Genomic DNA, 19256 nt, shown 5'->3' with positions numbered 1-19256 from the left:
CGGCACCCACAATCTATTGCAGGTTCGCCTTGTCTGACGCTAACAAACACGTTAACCAACACACCATCGTGCAAACGATTGCTGCCGATATGGACGCAGTCAACACGGTGATCCGCCAAAAACTGCATTCCGATGTGATTCTGATCAATCAGATCGCTGAATACATCATCAGCGCAGGCGGCAAACGCATCCGCCCCGTGCTGATCTTGCTGGTGGCCAACGCCCACGCCTATCGCGGCACGGCGCACCATGAACTGGCCGCCGTGGTCGAATTCATCCATACCGCCACCCTGCTGCACGACGACGTCGTCGATGAATCGTCGATGCGCCGCGGGCGCCAGACGGCCAATGCCCTGTTCGGCAATGCGGCCTCGGTACTGGTGGGCGACTTCCTGCACTCGCGTTCGTTCCAGCTGATGGTGTCGCTCAATAATATGCGCGTCATGCAAATCCTCTCCGACGCCACCAATGTGATCGCCGAAGGCGAAGTGCTGCAGTTGCTGAACATGCACGATCCGGACGTGACGCAAGAAAGCTACCTGAACGTCATCCGCTCGAAGACAGCCAAGCTGTTCGAAGCCTCGGCGCAACTGGGCGCCCTGATCGCCGGCGCCAGCGAAGACGATATCGAGGCGGCTGCCGAATACGGCCGCTCGCTGGGCACGGCCTTCCAGCTGATCGACGACGTGCTCGACTATGCCGGCGACGCCGCCGAAATCGGCAAGAACGTGGGCGACGACTTGCGCGAAGGCAAGCCGACCATGCCGCTGATCTGGCTGATGGAAAACGGCACGCCGGAACAGCGCGAACTCGTGCGCAGCTGCATCGAGCAGGGCGACGAACAGCATTTCGACGCCATCCTGACGGCCATTACCAGCAGCGGCGCCCTCGACTACACGCGCCAGCAGGCGGAAATCGCCGGCCAGCGCGCCGCCGACGCCATCGCCGGCTGGCCCGACAGTGTCTACAAGCAATCCATGCTGCAACTGTGCTCGTTTGCCGTGGACCGCAATCACTGATCGCGTTTGACCTGCATCAATAAAAAAACGGCGCCGATGGCGCCGTTTTTATTACTGCCGTTCATGCTCCATGGCCGCATTCGCCAATTCCTGCACGATGGCCGGTGCCGCTTCCAGCCGTTCGCTGTAGCGGCTGCCCAGGTAATCGCGGCGGTCGCGCACGAGCAAGGTAAATTTGTACAGCTCCTCCATCACGTCGACCAGGCGTTCGTAATACGGCGACGGCTTCATGCGCCCGTCATCGTCGAACTCCTGGTAAGCCTTGGCCACCGAGGACTGGTTCGGAATGGTGACCATGCGCATCCAGCGCCCCAGCACGCGCAAGCCGTTGACGGCATTGAACGATTGAGACCCGCCCGACACTTGCATCACAGCAAGAGTCCGGCCCTGCGTGGGGCGCACGCTGCCCGTTTCCAGCGGCAGCCAGTCGATCTGCGATTTAAAGACGCCCGTGACGGCGCCATGCCGCTCGGGGCTGCACCAGACTTGCCCTTCCGACCACAGCGACAGTTCGCGCAACTCCTGCACTTTCGGATGCTCGGGCGGGACGCTGTCGACCATGGGCAAGCCGTGCGGGTCGAACACGCGCGTGTCGGCGCCGAAATGGCGCAGGATGCGTTCCGCTTCCAGGGTCAGCAGCTTGCTGTACGAGCGCTCGCGCAGGGAACCGTACAGCAGCAAAATGCGCGGCGCGTGCGTGGACACCTTGACCGGCGCCAATTTATCCAGGCTGGGCACGTCCAGGTGCGCGGCATTGATATTCGGTAAGTCGTTCATTCAGGCCACCGGCTTGCCGTCGGCGCCCACCACGGCCTGGCCGTCTTCCTTGGTAAACGCGCCTTGCTGGGGCAATGGCAGGATTTCCAGCACTTTTTCCGACGGCCGGCACAGGCGCACGCCCAGTTCCGTGACGACGATGGGGCGGTTGATCAAAATAGGATGGGCTTGCATGGCGTCCAGCAGGGCCGCGTCGGGCAAGTCAGGATTGGCCAGGCCCAGCTCGTCGTACAGGGCGCCCTTGTCGCGCATGGCCGCGCGCACGGACAGGCCCGCACGCTTGATCAGGCCGGCCAGCTCCTCACGCGAGGGCGGGTTCTTCACGTAATCGATAATGACGGGCTCGACGCCTGTGTTGCGGATCAGGGCAAGCGTGTTGCGCGAGGTGCCGCAGGCCGTGTTGTGATAGATCGTGATCGTCATGTCGTAGTTTCCTTCGGTAAAGTAGTCAGGTCCGGCACGCAGCAAGGCGTGCCAGCGCAGCAATTCTCGGTCAAAAAGGCCAGCAAGCCGTTCATGCCCGCGTAATTGGCCGCATAGATGATGGAACGCCCTGCCTTGCTTGCCGTCACCAGATTGGCATGCGCCAGTTCCTTCAGGTGAAACGACAGCGACGACGGCGCGATGGCCAGCGCGTCGGCGATTTTCGTCGCGGCCATGCCATCGGGCCCCGCCTGCACCAGCAGGCGGAACACGGCCAGCCGCGATTCCTGCGCCAGCGCGGCCAAGGCGGCGATGGCGCCGCCGCTCGTCAGTGCAGCCAGCTCGGTCCTTGTGGTGTTTTCATTTTCCATATTTCAATAATAGTCGAATTATTGAATCATTTCAAGCGACGGCTCCTGGCGGCGTCTCTTACGTAACCCAGCGCACCGACCGATATGCGCAATCGGTCTACCTTGATGAAAAATCACTGCGATCGGCATCACCATGACACGCTCGACACTCCTGAACATGCTCGGCTGGAGCCTGGCCGCCCTGCTGGCCCTGATCGCTCTCCTCGTCATCGTCGTGCTGACCTTCGACTGGAACCGCGCCCGGCCTTACATCAACGAGAAAGTGTCGGAAAGCACAGGCCGCAGCTTCGTCATCGGCGGCGACCTGCAGGTGGCATGGAAGCAAGGCCTCAAGACGGAGCCGGGCTGGCGCCGCTATGTGCCGCGCCCTGTCATCAGCGCCCAGGATGTACGCATGGGCAACCCGGACTGGGCCACGGCCGGCCCGCAACTGGCCAGCGCCAGGCGCATCGACGTGGCCCTCCACCCGCTGGCCCTGCTGCAGCACAGGCTGGTACTGACGGACCTGGCGCTCGACGCACCGCAGATCGCCCTGCAGCGGCGCGCCGATGGCAGCAACAGCTGGACCTTGAAGGACAATGGCCCGTCGGCCTGGGAAGTGGACATCCAGCGCATGGCCTTCGCCGACGGCGCCATCCGTTATCTGGACGAGGGCATCGCGCTGGACGTACAAGCCAAGGTCAGTTCGACGGCGCCCGATGCCACGCCGGGCGATGCGCACGGCAATGCCCCTGTGCACAAATACGGCATTGCATTTACCCTCAGTGGCAGCTACCGCAAGGCGCCCGTGACGGGCGGCGGCAAGGCGGGCGCCGTGCTGTCATTGACCGACAACAACACTGTCTATCCCGTGCAGGCCCACGCCGTGCTGGGCAAGAACAAGGCCGGCATCGATGGCACCCTGACGGACCCGCGTTCGCTGTCCGGCATCGATCTGCAGCTGAACCTGGCGGGCGCCAGCATGGCCGACCTGTATCCATTGACGGGCGTGCTGCTGCCGGAAACGCCGGACTACGCCACCAGAGGCCGCTTGCTGGGCAAGAAGGATGGCAGCAGCTGGAACTGGACTTATCAGAATTTCAAGGGCACGGTGGGCCAGAGCGACCTGGCCGGCACCCTGCAATATTTGCCGCGCCAGCCGCGGCCCCTGCTGCGCGGCGAAGTGACGTCGCAGCAGCTGCGCCTGGAAGACCTGGGCCCCACCATCGGCGCGGACAGCAATGCGCAAAAACAGGCGCGCGGCAAGGCGCCCGTGCAGCCAGACAATAAAGCGCTGCCCGTGGAACAGTTCAATACGGCGAAATGGGATGCGCTCGACGCCGACGTGAAATTTACCGGCAAAAAACTGGTGCGCACGCACGATATCCCGCTCAACGATATCGTCGCCCAGATCCACATGAAAGACAAGGTGCTCAGTTTGACGCCGCTCAACTTCGGCATGGCCGGTGGCGACATTACCTCGAACATCACGCTCGATGGCCGACAAAAGACCATCGCCGCGCAAGCGAAGGTAGCGGCGCGCCACCTCAAGATACGCGAACTGTTTCCCAAGCTGCAATCGATGCAGGCGAGCTTCGGCGAAGTGTATGGCGACGCGGCCCTGACGGGTCACGGCAACTCCGTTTCCGCCATGCTGGCCAGCGCGAATGGCGAGCTGGCGGCCACCGTCAGCGAAGGCTCCGTCAGCCAGTTCATGCTGGAACTGGCCGGCCTGAACCTGGCCAACGCCGTCTTCGTGAAAATCTTTGGCGACAAGCAGGTGCACCTGAACTGCCTGGCCAGCGATTTCGCCGTCACGAATGGCCAGGCCGACGTACGCCGCTTCGTGCTCGATACGGACACGGCCGTGGTGAACGTCACGGGCAACGTCAACCTGGCAAGCGAAACCCTGAACCTCGACGTGCGCCCCCGCACCAAGGGCGCCCGCATCATCACCCTGCGCACGCCGCTGTACGCGAAAGGCACGTTCAAGCACCCGGACGTGGGCCCGCAAAAAGGCCCGCTGGCCCTCAAGGCGGGCGCCGCCGTGGCCCTGGCGACCGTCGTCACCCCGCTGGCAGCCCTGCTGCCCTTGGTCAACGTCGACAAGGCCCCCGACACGGACTGCGCCGCCGTCATGGCGCAAGCGAACGCCACGCGCAAGGCCCCCACCTCCCCGGCGACGCATGCGCCGGCAAAAAAAGTGAGCGAAGCGGAAATCAAGAAGGCGCAACAGGAAAAGAAATAGACCTTGATGCAGCCGCTTGCAACCCACTCCGCCATCTGCTGTAATGAAGGAAAGCGGGGTGTGGCTCAGCCTGGTAGAGCGCTGCGTTCGGGACGCAGAGGCCGGAGGTTCGAATCCTCTCACCCCGACCAGCCGTTTTCCTCACTGTGCCGGCTCGAACTGCTGGCACCTTGACCTGCGCGTTGGCAGCTTGCTGAGAAGTATGATATTAATTGCATCATTAGTATCCTGATCACTTCTCGCGCAAGGGCCTGACCGATGTCTTTCCTGATAGTTCTGGCCGCACTGGCCTTCCTCATGCTGGCCGCCTACCGCGGCTACAGCGTGATCCTGTTTGCGCCCGTCGCCGCGCTCGGTGCCGTGCTGCTCACCGATCCGTCCGCCGTGCCGGCCGTGTTCAGCGGCATCTTCATGGAAAAGATGGTGGGCTTTATCAAACTGTATTTCCCCGTCTTTCTGCTCGGCGCCGTGTTCGGCAAGCTGATCGAGCTGTCCGGCTTTTCACAGTCCATCGTCATGGCGGCCATCCGCTACATCGGCAGCGCGCGCGCGAATGCCGTGATCGTCGCCGTGTGCGCCGCGCTCACTTATGGCGGCGTGTCGCTGTTCGTGGTGGTGTTTGCCGTGTACCCGTTCGCGGCCGAACTGTATCGCCAGAGCAATATTCCCAAGCGGCTGATGCCGGGCGCCATCGCCCTGGGCGCGTTCTCGTTCACCATGGATACCCTGCCTGGTACGCCGCAGATCCAGAACATCATTCCCACCACCTTTTTCAATACGACCGGCTGGGCCGCGCCGTGGCTGGGCACGATAGGCGCCGTGCTGACGGTGATCATGGGCCTGGCCTTCCTGGAATGGCGCCGGCGCTCCGTCATGGCGACGGGCGAAGGGTATGGAGTGGAAACGGAGCAGGCCAAGACCGGTGGGGGCAACTTGCCCCACCCGCTGCTGTCGGTAGCGCCTCTGGTGCTGGTGGGCGTGGCCAACTTTGCGCTGACCAAGCTGATTCCCCACTGGTATGGCGCCAGCTACGTGCTCACCGCCGAGGCGCTGCCGGGCTTGCATGCGCCCGTGTCCACGTCGATCGCTTCCGTGACCGGCATCTGGGCCGTGGAAGGCGCCTTGCTGCTGGGAATCTTGCTCGTGTGCATTACCGCTTTCGGGCGCATCCGCGCCGCCTTTGCCGAAGGCACCAAGGCGGCCGTCGGGGGCGCGCTGCTGGCGGCCATGAATACGGCGTCCGAATACGGCTTCGGCGGCGTCATCGCGGCGCTGCCCGGTTTTCTTGCCGTCAGCAACACCCTGCGCAGCGTGCCCGATCCGCTCGTCAACGCGGCCGTGTCCGTGACGACCCTGGCCGGCATCACGGGCTCGGCCTCGGGCGGCATGAGCATCGCGCTGGCCGCCATGTCGGACAGTTTTATCCAGGCCGCGCAACAGGCGCATATCCCGCTCGAAGTCATGCACCGCGTGGTGGCCATGGCCAGCGGCGGCATGGACACCTTGCCGCACAACGGCGCCGTGATTACCCTGCTGGCCGTCACGGGGCTCACGCACCGCCAGTCCTACCGCGACATTTTCGGCATCACCGTCATCAAGACGGTGGCCGTATTCCTCGTCATTGCCATCTATTACATGACGGGGCTGGTCTAACCTAGAGGCGCGACGACGATGCCGGCTTCGCCACAGCTTGCGCCGGCTTGAACAGGTGGCTGATGCCCATCGTCAGCAGCGGACCGGCCAGCGCCAGGTAGGAGCTGTCCACGCCATACGGATTGCCCGCCAGGAACCAGCCGATGGTGGCGATCACGGAGACGATCACGCCGACGAAGGCGCCGCGCGGGGTGCCGAATTTCGGCGCGTAAAAGGCCATCAGCACCAGCACGGCCAGGGTGGCGCGCAGGGCCTTGCCGAGGAAGGCGATCATCAGCAGTTTTTCCGCATACAGCGCCAGCACCAGCGGCAGCAGGCCGGCCACGACGATGGCGATGCGCAGGAACATCAGCGATTTCGCGTCATTCTTCGCCTTGTTGTACCACGGGTCATAAAAATCCTTCATGGCCAGGGTGGCCGATGCCAGGGTGGTGGCGGAAATGCCGCCGAACAGGGCGCCGGCCAGGCCGACGATCATGATACTGGCGGAAAACGCCGGCATGTGCGCGATCAATGTCGGAAAGGCATCGATCGACTTCATGCCCGGATACAGCACGGCGCTGCACATGCCGATCAGGGCCGCCATCAGGCCGAACGGAATCATCAGCGAGGACACGTAATAGCAGGCGCGCTTGGCCACGGCCGGATTGTCCGTGCTGACCAGGGCCTGGATCACGTATTGCGTGGCGAAGATGGAACCGATGCCGCCGATCATCCAGGCGAAGATCTGGCCCCAGCCGATCTCGACCCAGTTGAACATCTTGGCCGGCAGCTGCGCCTGCAGCGCGCCGATGCCGCCGGAGGCTTCCAGCGCATATGCGAGCGCCAGGATCACGCCCAGGTATTTGACGATGGAGTGGGCAAAATTGGTGTACACGACCGAGCGCATGCCACCCAGGCTGACATAGATCACCGTGATGGCGCCCACCAGCAAAATAGCCACGGTTTTATTGATATGCAACACAGCGGCCAGCACGGCGCCGCCGCTCGCGTACAGGGCCACGGCAACGATGCCCAGCGCTACGATGGTGAGGACGGAAGCCGCATAACGCACGGGCTCGCCGTAGGTTTGCGCCAGGATGCCGGAAATCGTCGACTGCCCGCTTTCCTTGTATTTCTTGACCAGCACGATGGCCAGCAGCAAGAAGCCCAGCGACAGCGCCACCAGGTTCCACGCGGCGGAAATGCCCAGTTCATAACCCTTCTGGGCCGTGCCGATGCTGACGGAACTGCCGATAAATTCCGACAATAACAGCGCGCCGATCAGGTAAGCGGGATAATTGCGCCCACCCGCCGTCATGCCCTCGGCGCTGTTGGCATGCTTGCGCACGCTGTAGGTAATGTACGACATGAGGGCGAAATAGCCCACCGTGATCGCAGCGATGATGATCAATCTGTTTTCCATCCGTCTACTCCAAGTCTGCTTTTCTTATTATTATTTTTCAAGAAAGCTTCCCCTGCCGCATGCCGGACCAGCCGGTGACGGTGCTCAGAGGAAAGTCAAATTCCTGCCATACCGATACGGTACAGCAAGCCTCACAACAAAAAGGTCCGCAACTGTGCCGTAAACAAGTCGGCCGCCTCGACGTTCGAGATATGCGAGGCGGGCACGCTTGCCAGGCGGCTGCCGGCGATCCGCTGCTGCAGCCAGCGCCCGTCGTCGACAGTGGTCACGAGATCGTGCTCACCAGCAATAATCAGGGTCGGCACGGCTATCGTTGCCACTTGCGCGCGCAAGTCCGCCTGGGCCAGCGCTTCGCAGCAGGCCGCATAGCCGCCGGCATCCTGGCTGCGCAACGTGGCCGTCATGCGCGCCACCGTGTCCGGCTCGCGCGCAATCAACTGCGGCGTAAACCAGCGCGCGGCGGCGCCATCGGCCACCGCGGCCATGCCGTCGCGGCGCACTTGCTCCGCCCGCAGCTGCCACGGTGCGGCGGCGCCGATGCGCGCCGCCGTATTCGCCAGCACGAGCTGCGTCAAGCGCCGCGGCTGGTGTATGCCCAGCCACTGGCCAATCAAGCCGCCCATGGAAATGCCGCAGAAAGCGGCGCGCGCGATATCGAGGTGGTCGAGCAGCGCCACCACGTCCAGGCCCAGCCGCTCGATGCCGAACGGCGCGCCGCCGCCGGCGGACTGGCCATGGCCGCGCGTGTCGTAGCGCACGACAAAAAAGTCGCCGGCCAGCGCGGCCGCCTGCACGTCCCACATGGACAAATCCGTGCCGAGGGAATTCGACAGCAGCAGGCAGGGTTTGCCGCGCTCGCCATCGGTACGGTAATGCAGGCCGATACCGTCCACCTCGCACGTTTTCCCGGCAGTGTCGTTGCCTGTATGCGTCATCACATGCCTCCCTCAGGAATCGTCGCCGCGCACCGACGAAGGATGGCGGCACAGCGGCATCACGTCGATCTGCATGTAAGGGAACAGCGGCAGCGAGGTCAGCAAATTATGCAGCTCGTCCACGCTGTCCACGTCGAAGACGCTGACGTTGGCGTACTGGCCGGCGATGCGCCACAGGTGGCGCCACTTGCCCTCGTGCTGCAGGCGCTGCGCCAGTTCCTTTTCCGTTTTCTTGAGCTGCGCCGCCTGCTCGGCGGGCATGTTCAACGGCAGGTTCACGTTCATGCGTACATGGAATAACATGACTTCTCCTTATTGACGCTGCATGGAACGCAGCTTGTCCATATCGATCTCGACGCCCAAACCCGGGCCCGTCGGCACCTGCAGCATGAAGTCGCGGTACACGAGCGGTTCGCGCAAGACTTCCTGCGTCAGCAGCAGTGGCCCGAACAATTCCGTGCCCCAGGCCAGTTCGGCAAACGTCGAGCAGACATGGGCCGTGGCGGCCGTGCCGACGCCGCCTTCGAGCATGGTGCCGCCGTACAGGCCGACGCCCGCCAGGCGCGCCACGGTAGCCACTTCCAGCGCGGGCAGCAAACCGCCCGACTGGGTGATTTTTACCGCATACACGTCGGCCGCGTCGGCTTGCGCCAGCGCCAGCGCATCGGCGGGGCCGTGCAAGGCTTCGTCGGCCATGATGGCCACGTCGAAGCGCTGCTTCAGGCGCGCCAGCGCGGCGCGGTTGCCCGCCTTCACCGGTTGTTCGATCAGGTCGATGCCGCCCGCTTCCAGCGCGGCGATGCCGCGCACGGCGTCCATCTCGCTCCAGGCCTGGTTGACGTCGACGCGCACGCTGGCCCGTTCGCCCAGCGCCCGCTTGATCTCCAGCACGTGGGCCACGTCGTCCATCACGTCGCGCATGCCGATCTTCAGCTTGAAGATGCGGTGGCGGCGCAGTTCCAGCATCTTTTCCCCCTCGGCGATATCGCGCGCCGTGTCGCCGCTGGCCAGCACCCAGGCCACCGGCAGCGCATTGCGCACGCGGCCGCCCAGCAATTCCGACAGCGGCACGCCCAGGCGGCGCGCCTGCGCGTCGAGCAGCGCCGTCTCGATCGCGCACTTGGCGAAGCGGTTGCCCTGGATGACCTTGCGCACCAGGGCCATCGCCTTGGCCACTTCGCTCGCTTCCATGCCGACCAGCAGGGGCGCGATATAGGTATCGATATTCGTCTTGATGCTTTCCGGGCTTTCGCCGCCGTAGCTCAAGCCGCCGATGGTGGTCGCCTCGCCCCAGCCCGTGATGCCGTCGGCGCAGCGCAGCCGCACCAGTACCAGCGTCTGCGTATTCATGGTAGCGACGGACATCCGGTGCGGGCGGATGGTTGGCACATCGACCAGGTAGGTCTCGATATTTTGAATCATATTTATTCCGTATAATTCTGTGGAGTAAGCATACGATATGCCCCCAATGCGGCCACGTCCAACACCAAGTTGGTATCAAACCTATACCTGAAAGGTATGAAGATGGAATTACGGCACTTGCGCTACTTCATCGCGGTAGCAGAGGAAAAGAACTTCACGCGCGCCGCGGCGCGCCTGCATATCGCGCAGCCGCCGCTGAGCCGGCAAATGCAGCAACTGGAAGAGACGCTGGGCGTGACGCTGATCGAAAAGGGCTCGCGGCCCTTGCGGCTGACGGAAGCGGGCGAGTTCTTCCTCGCCCACGCGCGGCCGCTACTGGACCAGGTGCGCGACCTGAAGGCCATGACGCAGCGCATCGGCAAGCTCGAACGGACCTTGTCGATCGGCTTCGTCGCCTCGACGCTGTATGGCGAATTACCCGATATCGTGCACCGCTACTGCGAACGCCATCCAGAGGTGGACGTGACACTGTACGAAATGACGACGGTGGAGCAGCTCAAGGCCCTGAAGGAGGGCCGCATCGACGTGGGTTTCGGACGTCTGAAAAGCGAAGACCCCAGCATCCGCCGCATCCTGCTGCGCGAAGAGCGCATGATGGTGGCCCTGCCTCCCGGCCATCGGCTGGCGCACGGCGAGGGAGGTCTGTGCCTGACGGAGCTGATGCACGACACCTTGCTCGTCTATCCGAAGTCGCCGCGGCCCAGCTTTGCCGACCAGGTGCTGGCCATGTTCAGCGAAGCCAATATCACGCCAGGTCCCGTCACGGAAGTGCGCGAACTGCAGATTGCAATGGGGCTCGTCGCCGCCGGCCAGGGCATCTCGATCGTGCCGGAAAGCGTGCAGGCCATGCATCACCGGAACGTCGTGTACCGCAAGCTGGACGACAAACATGCTTTTTCACCGATTCTGTTCAGCGTGCGACATATGGATCGCTCGCCGGAACTGGACGACCTCCTCGCCGCCGTGTATTCGATCTACGATGAACACGGCATTACCCACGTCAAGGAAAGCCTGTAGCGGTGACTACGCCGCGTCGGCCAGCAATTCCGGGCGCAGCGCGCGGATGCGTAGCTCCGTGAAATAGCCGCCCGCCTCGTTGTAGCGCAGGTAGTGGCGGCCACAGTCCAGGCAGCGCGCCACCTGGCTCAGGTTCGCGGGATAGTAGCGCGGCGCGATGGGCGCATCGGCGCTGTCATAGCGCGTACCGTGCGGGTGATACTCGTCAAACGTGGGTTCCTCGTACGGATCTGCGCGCAGGGTGCCGATTTCTTCAAACCGGTCCAGCTCCAGCGAAGTGGGCAGGCGTTGCCAGGCATCGAGCGGGACGGCGCAGCAGCTGCATTTTTGCGTGACGCCGGCCGACATGGCGGCCAGCGTGGACAGGGCGGGGAAGTCGATGAATATCATGTTCAGCCAAGGCAAAGGGGCGGCCCTTGGCAACGAGCCTGGCCGCACCCCTTATTCTAGCGCAGCCACATACGGCCGACACGCGGCCCACACTTTGCCAGCCACAGTTCCAGCAGCACCAACATGCCGGCGGAAATGAGCAGCAGCGGCATCAGCGCGCACATGCCGGCCGCCACCAGCCAGGCCAGCACGGACGGCGAGGTCCAGGCGCCCGGCAGCAGCTTGGGCAAGCCCAACGAGTCCGGCAAGCGCCGCTTGAAGAACATCACCCAGCCCGACACGAGTGAAAACAGCACGCTGGCGCCAAACAGCAACAGCAAGGCCTGGTTCCACCAGCCGAATTCGCCACGGTGGAACGGGATGCCGATGGCAGTCGCCTTGCCGAACGCCGTCTGCGCCTCCCAGCCCGCGTAATACAGGGGCTTGCCGCTGTAGGCATCGAATTGCAGGTCGAAGCGCAAGGTGGGCTGGCTGCGGTCGGCCATGGTGGCGCGCCACACATCGTCCTGGCTGGCCGGCGCCGTCAGCTGCACGGCGATGGCCGGCGCATGGCTGCGCGCCACCCGCCACGCATCCTGCCAGTCGAGCGGAGCGCCCTCCTCGATTGAGTGCAGGCCCCGCGGCACGGGCGGCGGCGCCTGGCCGCTGACGTCGCGCAGCGTGCGAATGCGCCCGCCCGCCTGCTGGCTCCACGTCAGGCCCGTCGTCAGGATCACGATGCTGACGATGCCGAGCGCGACGCCGAGAAAGGCATGCCACTGGCGCCAGCCATTGCGCCCCCGCGCGCCCCGCTTCGGCAAGCCCGCTTGCGCGCCGCGCGGCCACCACAGCACCACGCCCGTCACCAGCATTACCATCAGCCAGCTGGCCGCCAGCTCGATCATCCAGCGCCAGCCATCGTTTTGCAGCAGCCGCGAATGCAGTTTCTTCGCCCAGTTGCCGAAGCGTTCGCTGCTGGCCAGGCTGCCCAAGACGCGCGCATCGTAGGGATTCACATACACGATGACGGCTTGCGCGGGCAGGCCGAATTTTGGCTTGACCGGTGCGGCATGTCCGCCATGGCCCGCATGTTCATCCTGCGCGCCGCCGGGCGGCGCGAACGCCACCTGCACTGCGTCGTCCTGTTGAAACGGCGGCACCACGTGCTGCACCGCCCAGCCGCGCGGGGCCGCCCGTTCCGCCCCCGCCACGGCGGCGTCCAGCGGCAGCATGGACGCTTGCGGCGCCACGTGATCGAGGTGCTGGTACAGCCTTGCCTCGATCTGCGGCGTGAACACATACAAAATGCCCGTCAGGGTAGCCACCAGCGCGAATGGCGAGGCAATCAGCGCGGCCCAGAAGTGGATGCGCCAGTACAGGCTTTTGCGCCGCGCGATGAGAAAAGTTGCGTCATCCATGGCCATCCTCACAGTGCGTTATAGGTATAGGACAGGCCCAGCATCACGCTGCGCGGCGCGCCGGGCGTGTACTGATTCTGGCTGTTCGGCGCATAGCTGCCCGTGCCCGCATAACTGCTGCTGGCCGAATCGGCATAGCGTTTATCGGCCACATTGCGCACCTGCGCCCACGCTTCCAGCCCGCGCGCGACCTGATAGCTGGCGCGCAGGTTCAGCAAGGCGTGGCCCTTGTACTCCACCGTGTTGGCGTTGTTCATCCAGTAGCGGCCCTGGTGCACGGCTTCGACTGCGATACGCGCACCCGCCACGGGTTTGTAGCCGATTTCGACTGAGGTGACGTCGCGCGGCGCCTGCGGCATGGCGCGGCCGCTGTAATCGAGGGTACTGGAGACCTGGTAGCGCAGGTAGCGGTGGCGCGCGATGGCCGTGGCGAAGCGCGCATCGAACAGGCCGCTGTCGTAGTTCAGGCCCAGCTCCAGGCCTTCGCTGCGCGTGCGTCCCGCATTGCGGTTTTCGCTGTTCCCCGGCGAGAGCGTGTAGCTGACGATGGTGTCGCGCCCGTCGAGGCGGTACAGGGCCGTGTCGAGTTTCAAGCGGCCCTGCAAAAAGGCCCAGCGCAAGCCCAGTTCATAGTTGTTGTAGACGGACGGCTGCAGGTCGGCGATGCCCGTCTTGCCATACAGCTGGCTCACTTCGGGCGGCGTGAAGCCCTGGCTGACGTTCGCATACACGCTGCCCGCACGACCGATGGCATAGGTGGCGCCCAGCTTCGGGCTCACATGCGAAAAACTGCGCGACTCGTCGGGGGCGCCGTAATTGACGCTGCCGCCGGGCGCCAGCTTGTTGTGGTAATCGTAGCGGATGGCGTCAGAGCGGCCGCCCAGCACCACGCGCGTGCCCGCCAGCGGCGTCAATTCCCACTGCGCGAAGACGGCCGTGTTCAAAATGTCCGTCTGGTAGACGCGCACGCCCTGCGGATTGGACGCGTTGGCCAGCGTATAGCGCAGGTAGCGGCCCGTGGCGGCATCGCGCACGATGGAGAGATTGTCGCTGACAAAGGGATTATCGCTCTTGTCGACATACACGCCGGCGACCAGGCGCGAACGCAACCACGTGAACTCCTGCTGGTGTTTCACGTCCAGCCCCAGCGAATCAACGTGATTATTGTTGATGACGCCCTTGCACAGCATGCCCGCGCAACTGCCGATGGAGTAGGCGGGAATCTGCCCGTGGTCGTTCTTGCGCGTAAACACGGTGACGGTACTCGTGCCATTGGCAGTCGTCGCGCCCTCCCATGCCAGGTTCATGCGCGTCGTCTTGTCCTTGCGGTAGGTGAAGGTATTGAGACTCTTGCCGGGATTGCTGCGGTAATCGTTCTCGAACAGGCTGCCCGTCATGGCTGCATCGAGATCCGTGTGCACGATGGTGGCGCGCAGCTGCGACGCGGGGCCGAGCGCATAATCGGCGCGCAGCGAGAACGAATCCTTGTCGCCATAGCTGTACTCTTGCCAGTTATCGCGCGAACGGCGCGAACTGTAATGGGAAAAGCGCAGTCCCAGCGGCCCCCAGGTATCGCTGGCGGCCGTATCGTAGCGGGTGAAGCCGCCCACGTTGTCGCGCCGCACGCCCGCGCTTGCCGTCGGCGTGGCGCTGGCACCGGCCGTGAGGAAATTGACGGCACCGCCGACGGCATTGCTGCCGTACAGCGACGAGGCGGCGCCCTTCACCACTTCCACGCCGCTGGCCCCCGCCATGTTCATCTCGTTGAGCGAGTTGTGGTTGAAGACGCCCAGCGGGCGGATAGGAATGCCGTCTTCTAGGTACTGGTAGACGGCATTCGTGCCGATGGGCTGGCGGATGCTCATGCTGTGCTGCTCGTTGCCCAGGTCATTCCAGTACACGCCGGCGATGCGGTTGAGGATATCGCCCATGGTCCTGGGCTTGTCGCGCTCCAGGATTTTGGCGTTGACGACGCCGATCGCCTGCGGCGTCTCGGACAGCCACGATTGCGCGCGCGAGCCGGAAACGACGACCGTGTCGATGGCGTGGTCAAATTGCTGCGCGTGCACGCAGGGATAGGCCAGGGCGATGGCTGCCGCCAGCATCAATAATTTCTTGTTCATGTGATTCTCGTTTAAGTGTGCGGATGCGGGACGTCACACCGCAAGGTGGACAGCGCCAGCATTGAAAATGCAAAAACTTAAATGAGACCGGGCGGCGCGCGCGACTGCGCGGTGGACCAGATGAACAGCGGTGACGGGGACTGGTAGTACAGGGCCGGGAAGATGGCCGTGCCGCTGGCCACAAGCAACGGCAGCACGGGACTGGCCGGCGGCAAGCCGACGGAACCCGCATGCGTGGAACAGAAGGCGCAATGCTCCATCTGCATGACCTTGTCGCCGGACTTGCCGTCGACACCGCCATCATCGACCTGGACAAAACGGATGCCGGCCACCGAGCATATTTCTGCCCAGCCGGAGCCGGATTCCTGCTTGGCGCTGGCGACGGCCTGGGAAATCGACGGCGCGAGCGCCGCCAGCAGGATCGCGAAACAGGCGATCCAGGCGGCAAAGCGGCGCGTGAACAAGGTCATTCCCATGGCCGCATTTTACCAGCGGCTGCCGGGAGTGGGTAGCGGAAAGCGGTTCAGGCGGCCGGACAGGCGGCGTTGCCGTTGTCAAAAGCACGCACGACGCTGGCCGCATCGGCGGCGATGCGGTTCACGGCGCGGCGGTGACCGAGCACCAGTTCATCGTAGCCGGCGCCCACCTTTTCATTGGCGATCGTGCGGCAAGTGACCACCTTGTTGCTGGCCAGCTGGCGCACGCTCCACACGGCATCGATTAGCGCATACTGGCCCATCACGGACTCGAAACGCTGCACATTGGTGCTGATGCGATACACGGGCAGCTTGTCCGGGTATGGCGTGCGGAACACATCGATGGCGCCCAGGTCGTTCGTCACGGCCGTCGACAGGGCCTGGCCGATCTCGCCGGCCAGCGGCCCCGCCCAGCGCCGCTGCTCCAGCAGTTCGATGCGGCCCGATGGCGCCGTCACCACGAACTGGTTGCGGCTCACCTGCTGCGGCACGCTGACGGCCAGCACCTCGACATAGTATTTGACGGGCTTGGCCGGCTGCGCGTCGGCGCCGCCGCTGAGCGTGTAGAAATGCTCGGGCTGGGGCGTGGAGCAGGCGCCCAGCAGGATGGCCGCCAGCAGCGCGGCAAACATCGGCTTCATCATTTTTCATCTCCTTTTTTGCCACGAATCAGGGCCTCGGGGTGGCGCTCCAGGTAATCCGACAGGGCATTGAGCGATTGCAGGGTCTGCGTCAGCTGCTGCAAGGCCTGGCGCACGTCCGACTGCAGCGGCGAATCCTTTTGCAGCACCTGTTCGGCCGTGCCGAAGGTCTGCTTCGCCGCCGTCAGGGTATCGCGCATTTCCGGCACCACCTGGCCATCGAGCTGCTTGAACAGGGTATTTGCCTGCTTGATCGTGACGTTCAGGTTGTTGCCGATCTCCGCATACGGCACCTGATCGAGCTTGCGGGCGATGCTGGCGATCTGCGTCTGCAATTCATCGAGGGTATTGGGCACGGTCGGCACCTCCAGCGGATACCTGTGCGGATCGAGCGCCACCTTCGGCGCCTTCGGGAAGAAGTCCAGCGCAATGTACAGCTGGCTGGTCAGCAGGTTGCCCGTGCGTAGCTGCGCGCGCAAGCCGCGGCTGACCATGCGTTCGAGCAGCTGGTGGCCGGCCGAGCCTTCCGCATCGTCGACGGCCGCCTTGAAGCGCATGCCCAGGCGGGCCGGATACAGGTTGACGGTGACGGGCATGCGGAAGTTCTTCTTCATGGGGTCGAACTCAATGCCGACCGAGCGCACCTCGCCCAGCACGATGCCGCGGAAATCGACCGTGGCGCCGGGCTGCAAGCCGCGCAGCGATTGGTCGAAATAGAACACGGTGGTGATCGCCTCGCCGTCGGGCTCGCGCATGGCGCTGGCCTCGTCGGCCGCCAGGCGGTAACTGGTGCCGGCCGGCGCCGGTTCGACGGGCTTGCGGCCGTTTTCCGCCTCGAAGGCGATGCCGCCCACCAGCATGGCCGCCAGCGATTGCGTATTCAATTTGAAGCCGTTGGAATCGAGGCGCACGTCAACGCCGCTGGCATGCCACCAGCGCGCATCCTTGCCGACGAACTGGTCGTACGGCGCATTGACGAAGACCGACATGGTGATGCCGTTGCCGTCCTTGTCCAGCGCGAAGCTGACCACCTTGCCCACCCGCAGGCGGTGGAAGAACAGGGGCGAACCCACGTCGACGGAGCCCAGGCTATCGGCATGCAGGGTGTACAGCTTGCCCTTCTGGTCGCCGGCCACGGCGGGCGGACTCTCCATGCCGACGAAGTTTTCCTTCTTCTGCTCCGACTTGCCCGTGTCGACGCCGATGTAGGCGCCCGACAGCAAAGTGCCCAGGCCCGTCACGCCGCTGGCGCCGATCTGCGGGCGCACCACCCAGAAGCGCGAATCGGCGGTGGCGAAGCGCCGCGCTTCCTTGCTCATGTCGATCGTCACGAGCACCTTGCTCAAGTCGTCGCCCAGGGTGATGGCGCGCACCTGGCCGATATCGACATCCTTGTACTTGACCTTGGTCTTGCCCGGCTCCAGGCCTTCGGCGCTCTTGAAGCTGACCGTCACCGTGGGCCCCTGGTCGAGGATGGACTTGGCGGCCAGGCCGGCGCCGATCAGCGCGGCCAGCAGCGGGATGAGCCACACCAGCGACGGCAGCCAGCGGCTGGCAGGGTCCACATCAGGTTCGGGCAGCAGCGCTGCTGCTGGCGCGCCGGTTGCGGCAAGGTCGCCCGCTTCTTTGTCAGACATGCTGTTCTCCAATCACTGTATTGTTTCCGGTATTTGCCACCACCACGGGTTCTTCCTCGCCAGGCACCTGTCCGTCGACGGGGTCCCAGATCAGGCGCGGGTCGAACTGCATCGCCGCCAGCATGGTCAGCACCACCACGGCGCCAAAGGCCAGCGCGCCGGGGCCGGCCGTGATCACGGCCAGCGACTTGAAGCGCACCAGCGCCACCGTCAGGGTGACCACAAAGATGTCGAGCATGGACCAGCGGCCGATGAATTCGACCATGCGGTACAAAATGGTGCGCTGGCGGGGCCGCCAGCGCGAACGCCGCTGCGCCGTGAACGCCAGCAGCGCCAGCACGCCCAGCTTGAGCATCGGCACGACCACGCTGGCGATGAAAATGATGATGGCGAGACCTTTCGAGCCGCTGGTCCAGAACAGCACGACGCCGCTCATGATGGTGTCGTCCTGCGCGCCGAACAGCGATTGCGTGACCATCACGGGCAGCAGGTTGGCGGGAATGTAGAGGATCATGGCGGCGATCAGCAAGGCCCAGGTGCGGTTGATGCTGTCCGGCTTGCGCACGTGCAGGGCCGTGCCGCAGCGCACGCAGGCCAGGTGCCTGCCCTTGCCCACAGGCGGCGCCACCAGACCGCAGGCATGGCAGGGCACCACCTTCTCACCGGGCGAGAAAGCCTTGTAGCGGATGCCGGGCAGCGCCTGGCGCGTCAGCTCGTCGCCCAGGTTCCACAGGGCCTTGGGGTCGAAGGAGACGACGATGGCCAGCAACAGGGTCAGCGCACCAAACGCAAACAGGCCTGGTTGCGGCACCACCGTGGCCAGGCTGGTCATCTTGACAACCGTGATCAGGATGCCGATCATCAGCACCTCCGTCATGCCCCACTCGCGCGCCGTCTGCACGGCGCGCAGCACGCGGTGAAAGCCGGGTACCTTCACGCCGCCGCGCAAGCCCAGCGCCACATACAGCAGCGAGCCGAGTTCGATGGCGGGAAAGAGGATGGTAAACAGGAAGACCATCGTCGCCACGATGTGCATCTGCTCGGACCACAGCACGCGGATGGAACCGAGCAAGGTAGCACTGGAGGTCAGGCCATTGACGTCGAGTTCGACGATGGAGAAAAACTGGGCAATCAGGAAGACGAACGCGGCGCCGAGGGTCAGCGCCACCACCTTGCTCAATTCGGCCGATGCGCCGCGCGCGTGGGCGCCGCGATACAGCACCGAGCGGCAACGGAAGCAGCGCGCCTTTTCGCGCGGACGCAACGCACGTTTGCGGTACAGCACGCCGCAGTCATGACAGCTAATCAGGTCGTATCGGTGCACAGTGTGAAGTTTGCCGGCG

At 64.3% G+C, this 19256-nt stretch carries 18 protein-coding genes and 1 tRNA gene; 5 read left to right on the top strand and 14 right to left on the bottom strand.

The window, feature by feature from the left end; all coding sequences use genetic code 11:
* The first annotated feature begins 29 nt into the window (after nt 1-29).
* Nucleotides 30-1019 carry an octaprenyl diphosphate synthase gene (gene ispB, locus CBW50_RS08585; RefSeq protein ID WP_086145142.1) on the top strand — a complete coding sequence of 330 codons (990 nt, stop codon included), beginning with the start codon at nt 30-32 and terminating at the stop codon, nt 1017-1019.
* A gap of 51 nt (nt 1020-1070) precedes the next feature.
* On the opposite strand, the gene arsH is transcribed toward ispB, so the two are convergent.
* Genes arsH through CBW50_RS08570 form a run of 3 tightly spaced genes read right to left on the bottom strand, consistent with a single transcriptional unit; the run spans nt 1071 to nt 2590 of the window.
* Nucleotides 1071-1796, bottom strand: a complete 726-nt coding sequence (gene arsH / locus CBW50_RS08580; RefSeq protein ID WP_086145141.1) for an arsenical resistance protein ArsH — start codon at nt 1794-1796, stop codon at nt 1071-1073.
* Nucleotides 1797-2219, bottom strand: coding sequence for an arsenate reductase (glutaredoxin) (gene arsC / locus CBW50_RS08575; RefSeq protein WP_086145140.1), 423 nt, complete (start codon nt 2217-2219; stop codon nt 1797-1799).
* Nucleotides 2216-2590, bottom strand: coding sequence for a helix-turn-helix transcriptional regulator (locus CBW50_RS08570; protein ID WP_086145139.1), 375 nt, complete (start codon nt 2588-2590; stop codon nt 2216-2218). Before CBW50_RS08570 ends, arsC begins: the two co-directional genes overlap by 4 nt.
* 133 nt (nt 2591-2723) lie before the next feature.
* Between CBW50_RS08570 and CBW50_RS08565 the strand changes: the two genes are divergently transcribed.
* The 3 genes from CBW50_RS08565 to CBW50_RS08555 all read left to right on the top strand — a co-directional run bounded on the left by CBW50_RS08565 (nt 2724) and on the right by CBW50_RS08555 (nt 6470).
* The gene (locus CBW50_RS08565) at nt 2724-4817 is read left to right on the top strand and encodes an AsmA family protein (protein ID WP_086145138.1); all 2094 of its coding nucleotides are present in this window, start codon (nt 2724-2726) and stop codon (nt 4815-4817) included.
* A gap of 54 nt (nt 4818-4871) precedes the next feature.
* Nucleotides 4872-4948 (top strand) — tRNA-Pro (locus CBW50_RS08560).
* Between the two features lie 127 nt (nt 4949-5075).
* Nucleotides 5076-6470, top strand: coding sequence for a GntP family permease (locus tag CBW50_RS08555; protein WP_086145137.1), 1395 nt, complete (start codon nt 5076-5078; stop codon nt 6468-6470).
* A 1-nt stretch (nt 6471) separates the two neighbouring features.
* Here the strand turns inward: CBW50_RS08555 and CBW50_RS08550 are convergent, their stop codons facing one another.
* The 4 genes from CBW50_RS08550 to CBW50_RS08535 form a co-directional block, all read right to left on the bottom strand.
* On the bottom strand, nt 6472-7875 hold the full coding sequence (locus tag CBW50_RS08550) for a sodium:solute symporter family protein (protein WP_086145136.1): 1404 nt from the start codon (nt 7873-7875) through the stop codon (nt 6472-6474).
* Between the two features lie 131 nt (nt 7876-8006).
* Nucleotides 8007-8810 carry a 3-oxoadipate enol-lactonase gene (pcaD, locus tag CBW50_RS08545; protein ID WP_086145135.1) on the bottom strand — a complete coding sequence of 268 codons (804 nt, stop codon included), beginning with the start codon at nt 8808-8810 and terminating at the stop codon, nt 8007-8009.
* Between the two features lie 12 nt (nt 8811-8822).
* The gene (catC, locus tag CBW50_RS08540; RefSeq protein WP_086145134.1) at nt 8823-9113 is read right to left on the bottom strand and encodes a muconolactone Delta-isomerase; all 291 of its coding nucleotides are present in this window, start codon (nt 9111-9113) and stop codon (nt 8823-8825) included.
* Nucleotides 9114-9122: 9 nt separating this feature from the next.
* On the bottom strand, nt 9123-10232 hold the full coding sequence (locus tag CBW50_RS08535; RefSeq protein ID WP_086145133.1) for a muconate/chloromuconate family cycloisomerase: 1110 nt from the start codon (nt 10230-10232) through the stop codon (nt 9123-9125).
* Between the two features lie 102 nt (nt 10233-10334).
* On the opposite strand from CBW50_RS08535, the gene CBW50_RS08530 reads away from it, so the two are divergent.
* Nucleotides 10335-11249, top strand: a complete 915-nt coding sequence (locus CBW50_RS08530; RefSeq protein WP_086145174.1) for a LysR family transcriptional regulator — start codon at nt 10335-10337, stop codon at nt 11247-11249.
* Nucleotides 11250-11255: 6 nt separating this feature from the next.
* Here CBW50_RS08530 and CBW50_RS08525 read toward each other — a convergent pair whose 3' ends face one another.
* From CBW50_RS08525 to CBW50_RS08495, 7 genes are all read right to left on the bottom strand, one after another.
* On the bottom strand, nt 11256-11639 hold the full coding sequence (locus CBW50_RS08525; RefSeq protein WP_086145173.1) for a hypothetical protein: 384 nt from the start codon (nt 11637-11639) through the stop codon (nt 11256-11258).
* A gap of 56 nt (nt 11640-11695) precedes the next feature.
* Nucleotides 11696-13036 carry a PepSY domain-containing protein gene (locus tag CBW50_RS08520; protein WP_086145172.1) on the bottom strand — a complete coding sequence of 447 codons (1341 nt, stop codon included), beginning with the start codon at nt 13034-13036 and terminating at the stop codon, nt 11696-11698.
* Nucleotides 13037-13044: 8 nt separating this feature from the next.
* Nucleotides 13045-15159: a TonB-dependent receptor gene (locus tag CBW50_RS08515; RefSeq protein ID WP_226936060.1), complete on the bottom strand. Its 2115-nt coding sequence runs from the start codon at nt 15157-15159 to the stop codon at nt 13045-13047.
* Nucleotides 15160-15236: 77 nt separating this feature from the next.
* Nucleotides 15237-15635, bottom strand: coding sequence for a DUF2946 domain-containing protein (locus CBW50_RS08510; protein ID WP_226936058.1), 399 nt, complete (start codon nt 15633-15635; stop codon nt 15237-15239).
* A 47-nt stretch (nt 15636-15682) separates the two neighbouring features.
* Nucleotides 15683-16279 carry a membrane integrity-associated transporter subunit PqiC gene (locus CBW50_RS08505; protein WP_226936056.1) on the bottom strand — a complete coding sequence of 199 codons (597 nt, stop codon included), beginning with the start codon at nt 16277-16279 and terminating at the stop codon, nt 15683-15685.
* The gene (locus tag CBW50_RS08500) at nt 16276-17913 is read right to left on the bottom strand and encodes an MlaD family protein (protein WP_086145131.1); all 1638 of its coding nucleotides are present in this window, start codon (nt 17911-17913) and stop codon (nt 16276-16278) included. The genes CBW50_RS08505 and CBW50_RS08500 overlap by 4 nt, the downstream gene beginning before the upstream one ends.
* Complete coding sequence (locus CBW50_RS08495; RefSeq protein ID WP_086145130.1) at nt 17906-19237, bottom strand: paraquat-inducible protein A; 1332 nt, start codon at nt 19235-19237, stop codon at nt 17906-17908. The genes CBW50_RS08500 and CBW50_RS08495 overlap by 8 nt, the downstream gene beginning before the upstream one ends.
* Between the last annotated feature and the right edge of the window lie 19 nt (nt 19238-19256).

It is taken from the genome of Janthinobacterium sp. GW458P (genome assembly GCF_002127585.1).
GTDB lineage: Bacteria > Pseudomonadota > Gammaproteobacteria > Burkholderiales > Burkholderiaceae_D > Janthinobacterium.
Note: the sequence above shows the minus strand (reverse complement) of the source record. Positions and strands in the feature narration are given on the sequence as shown.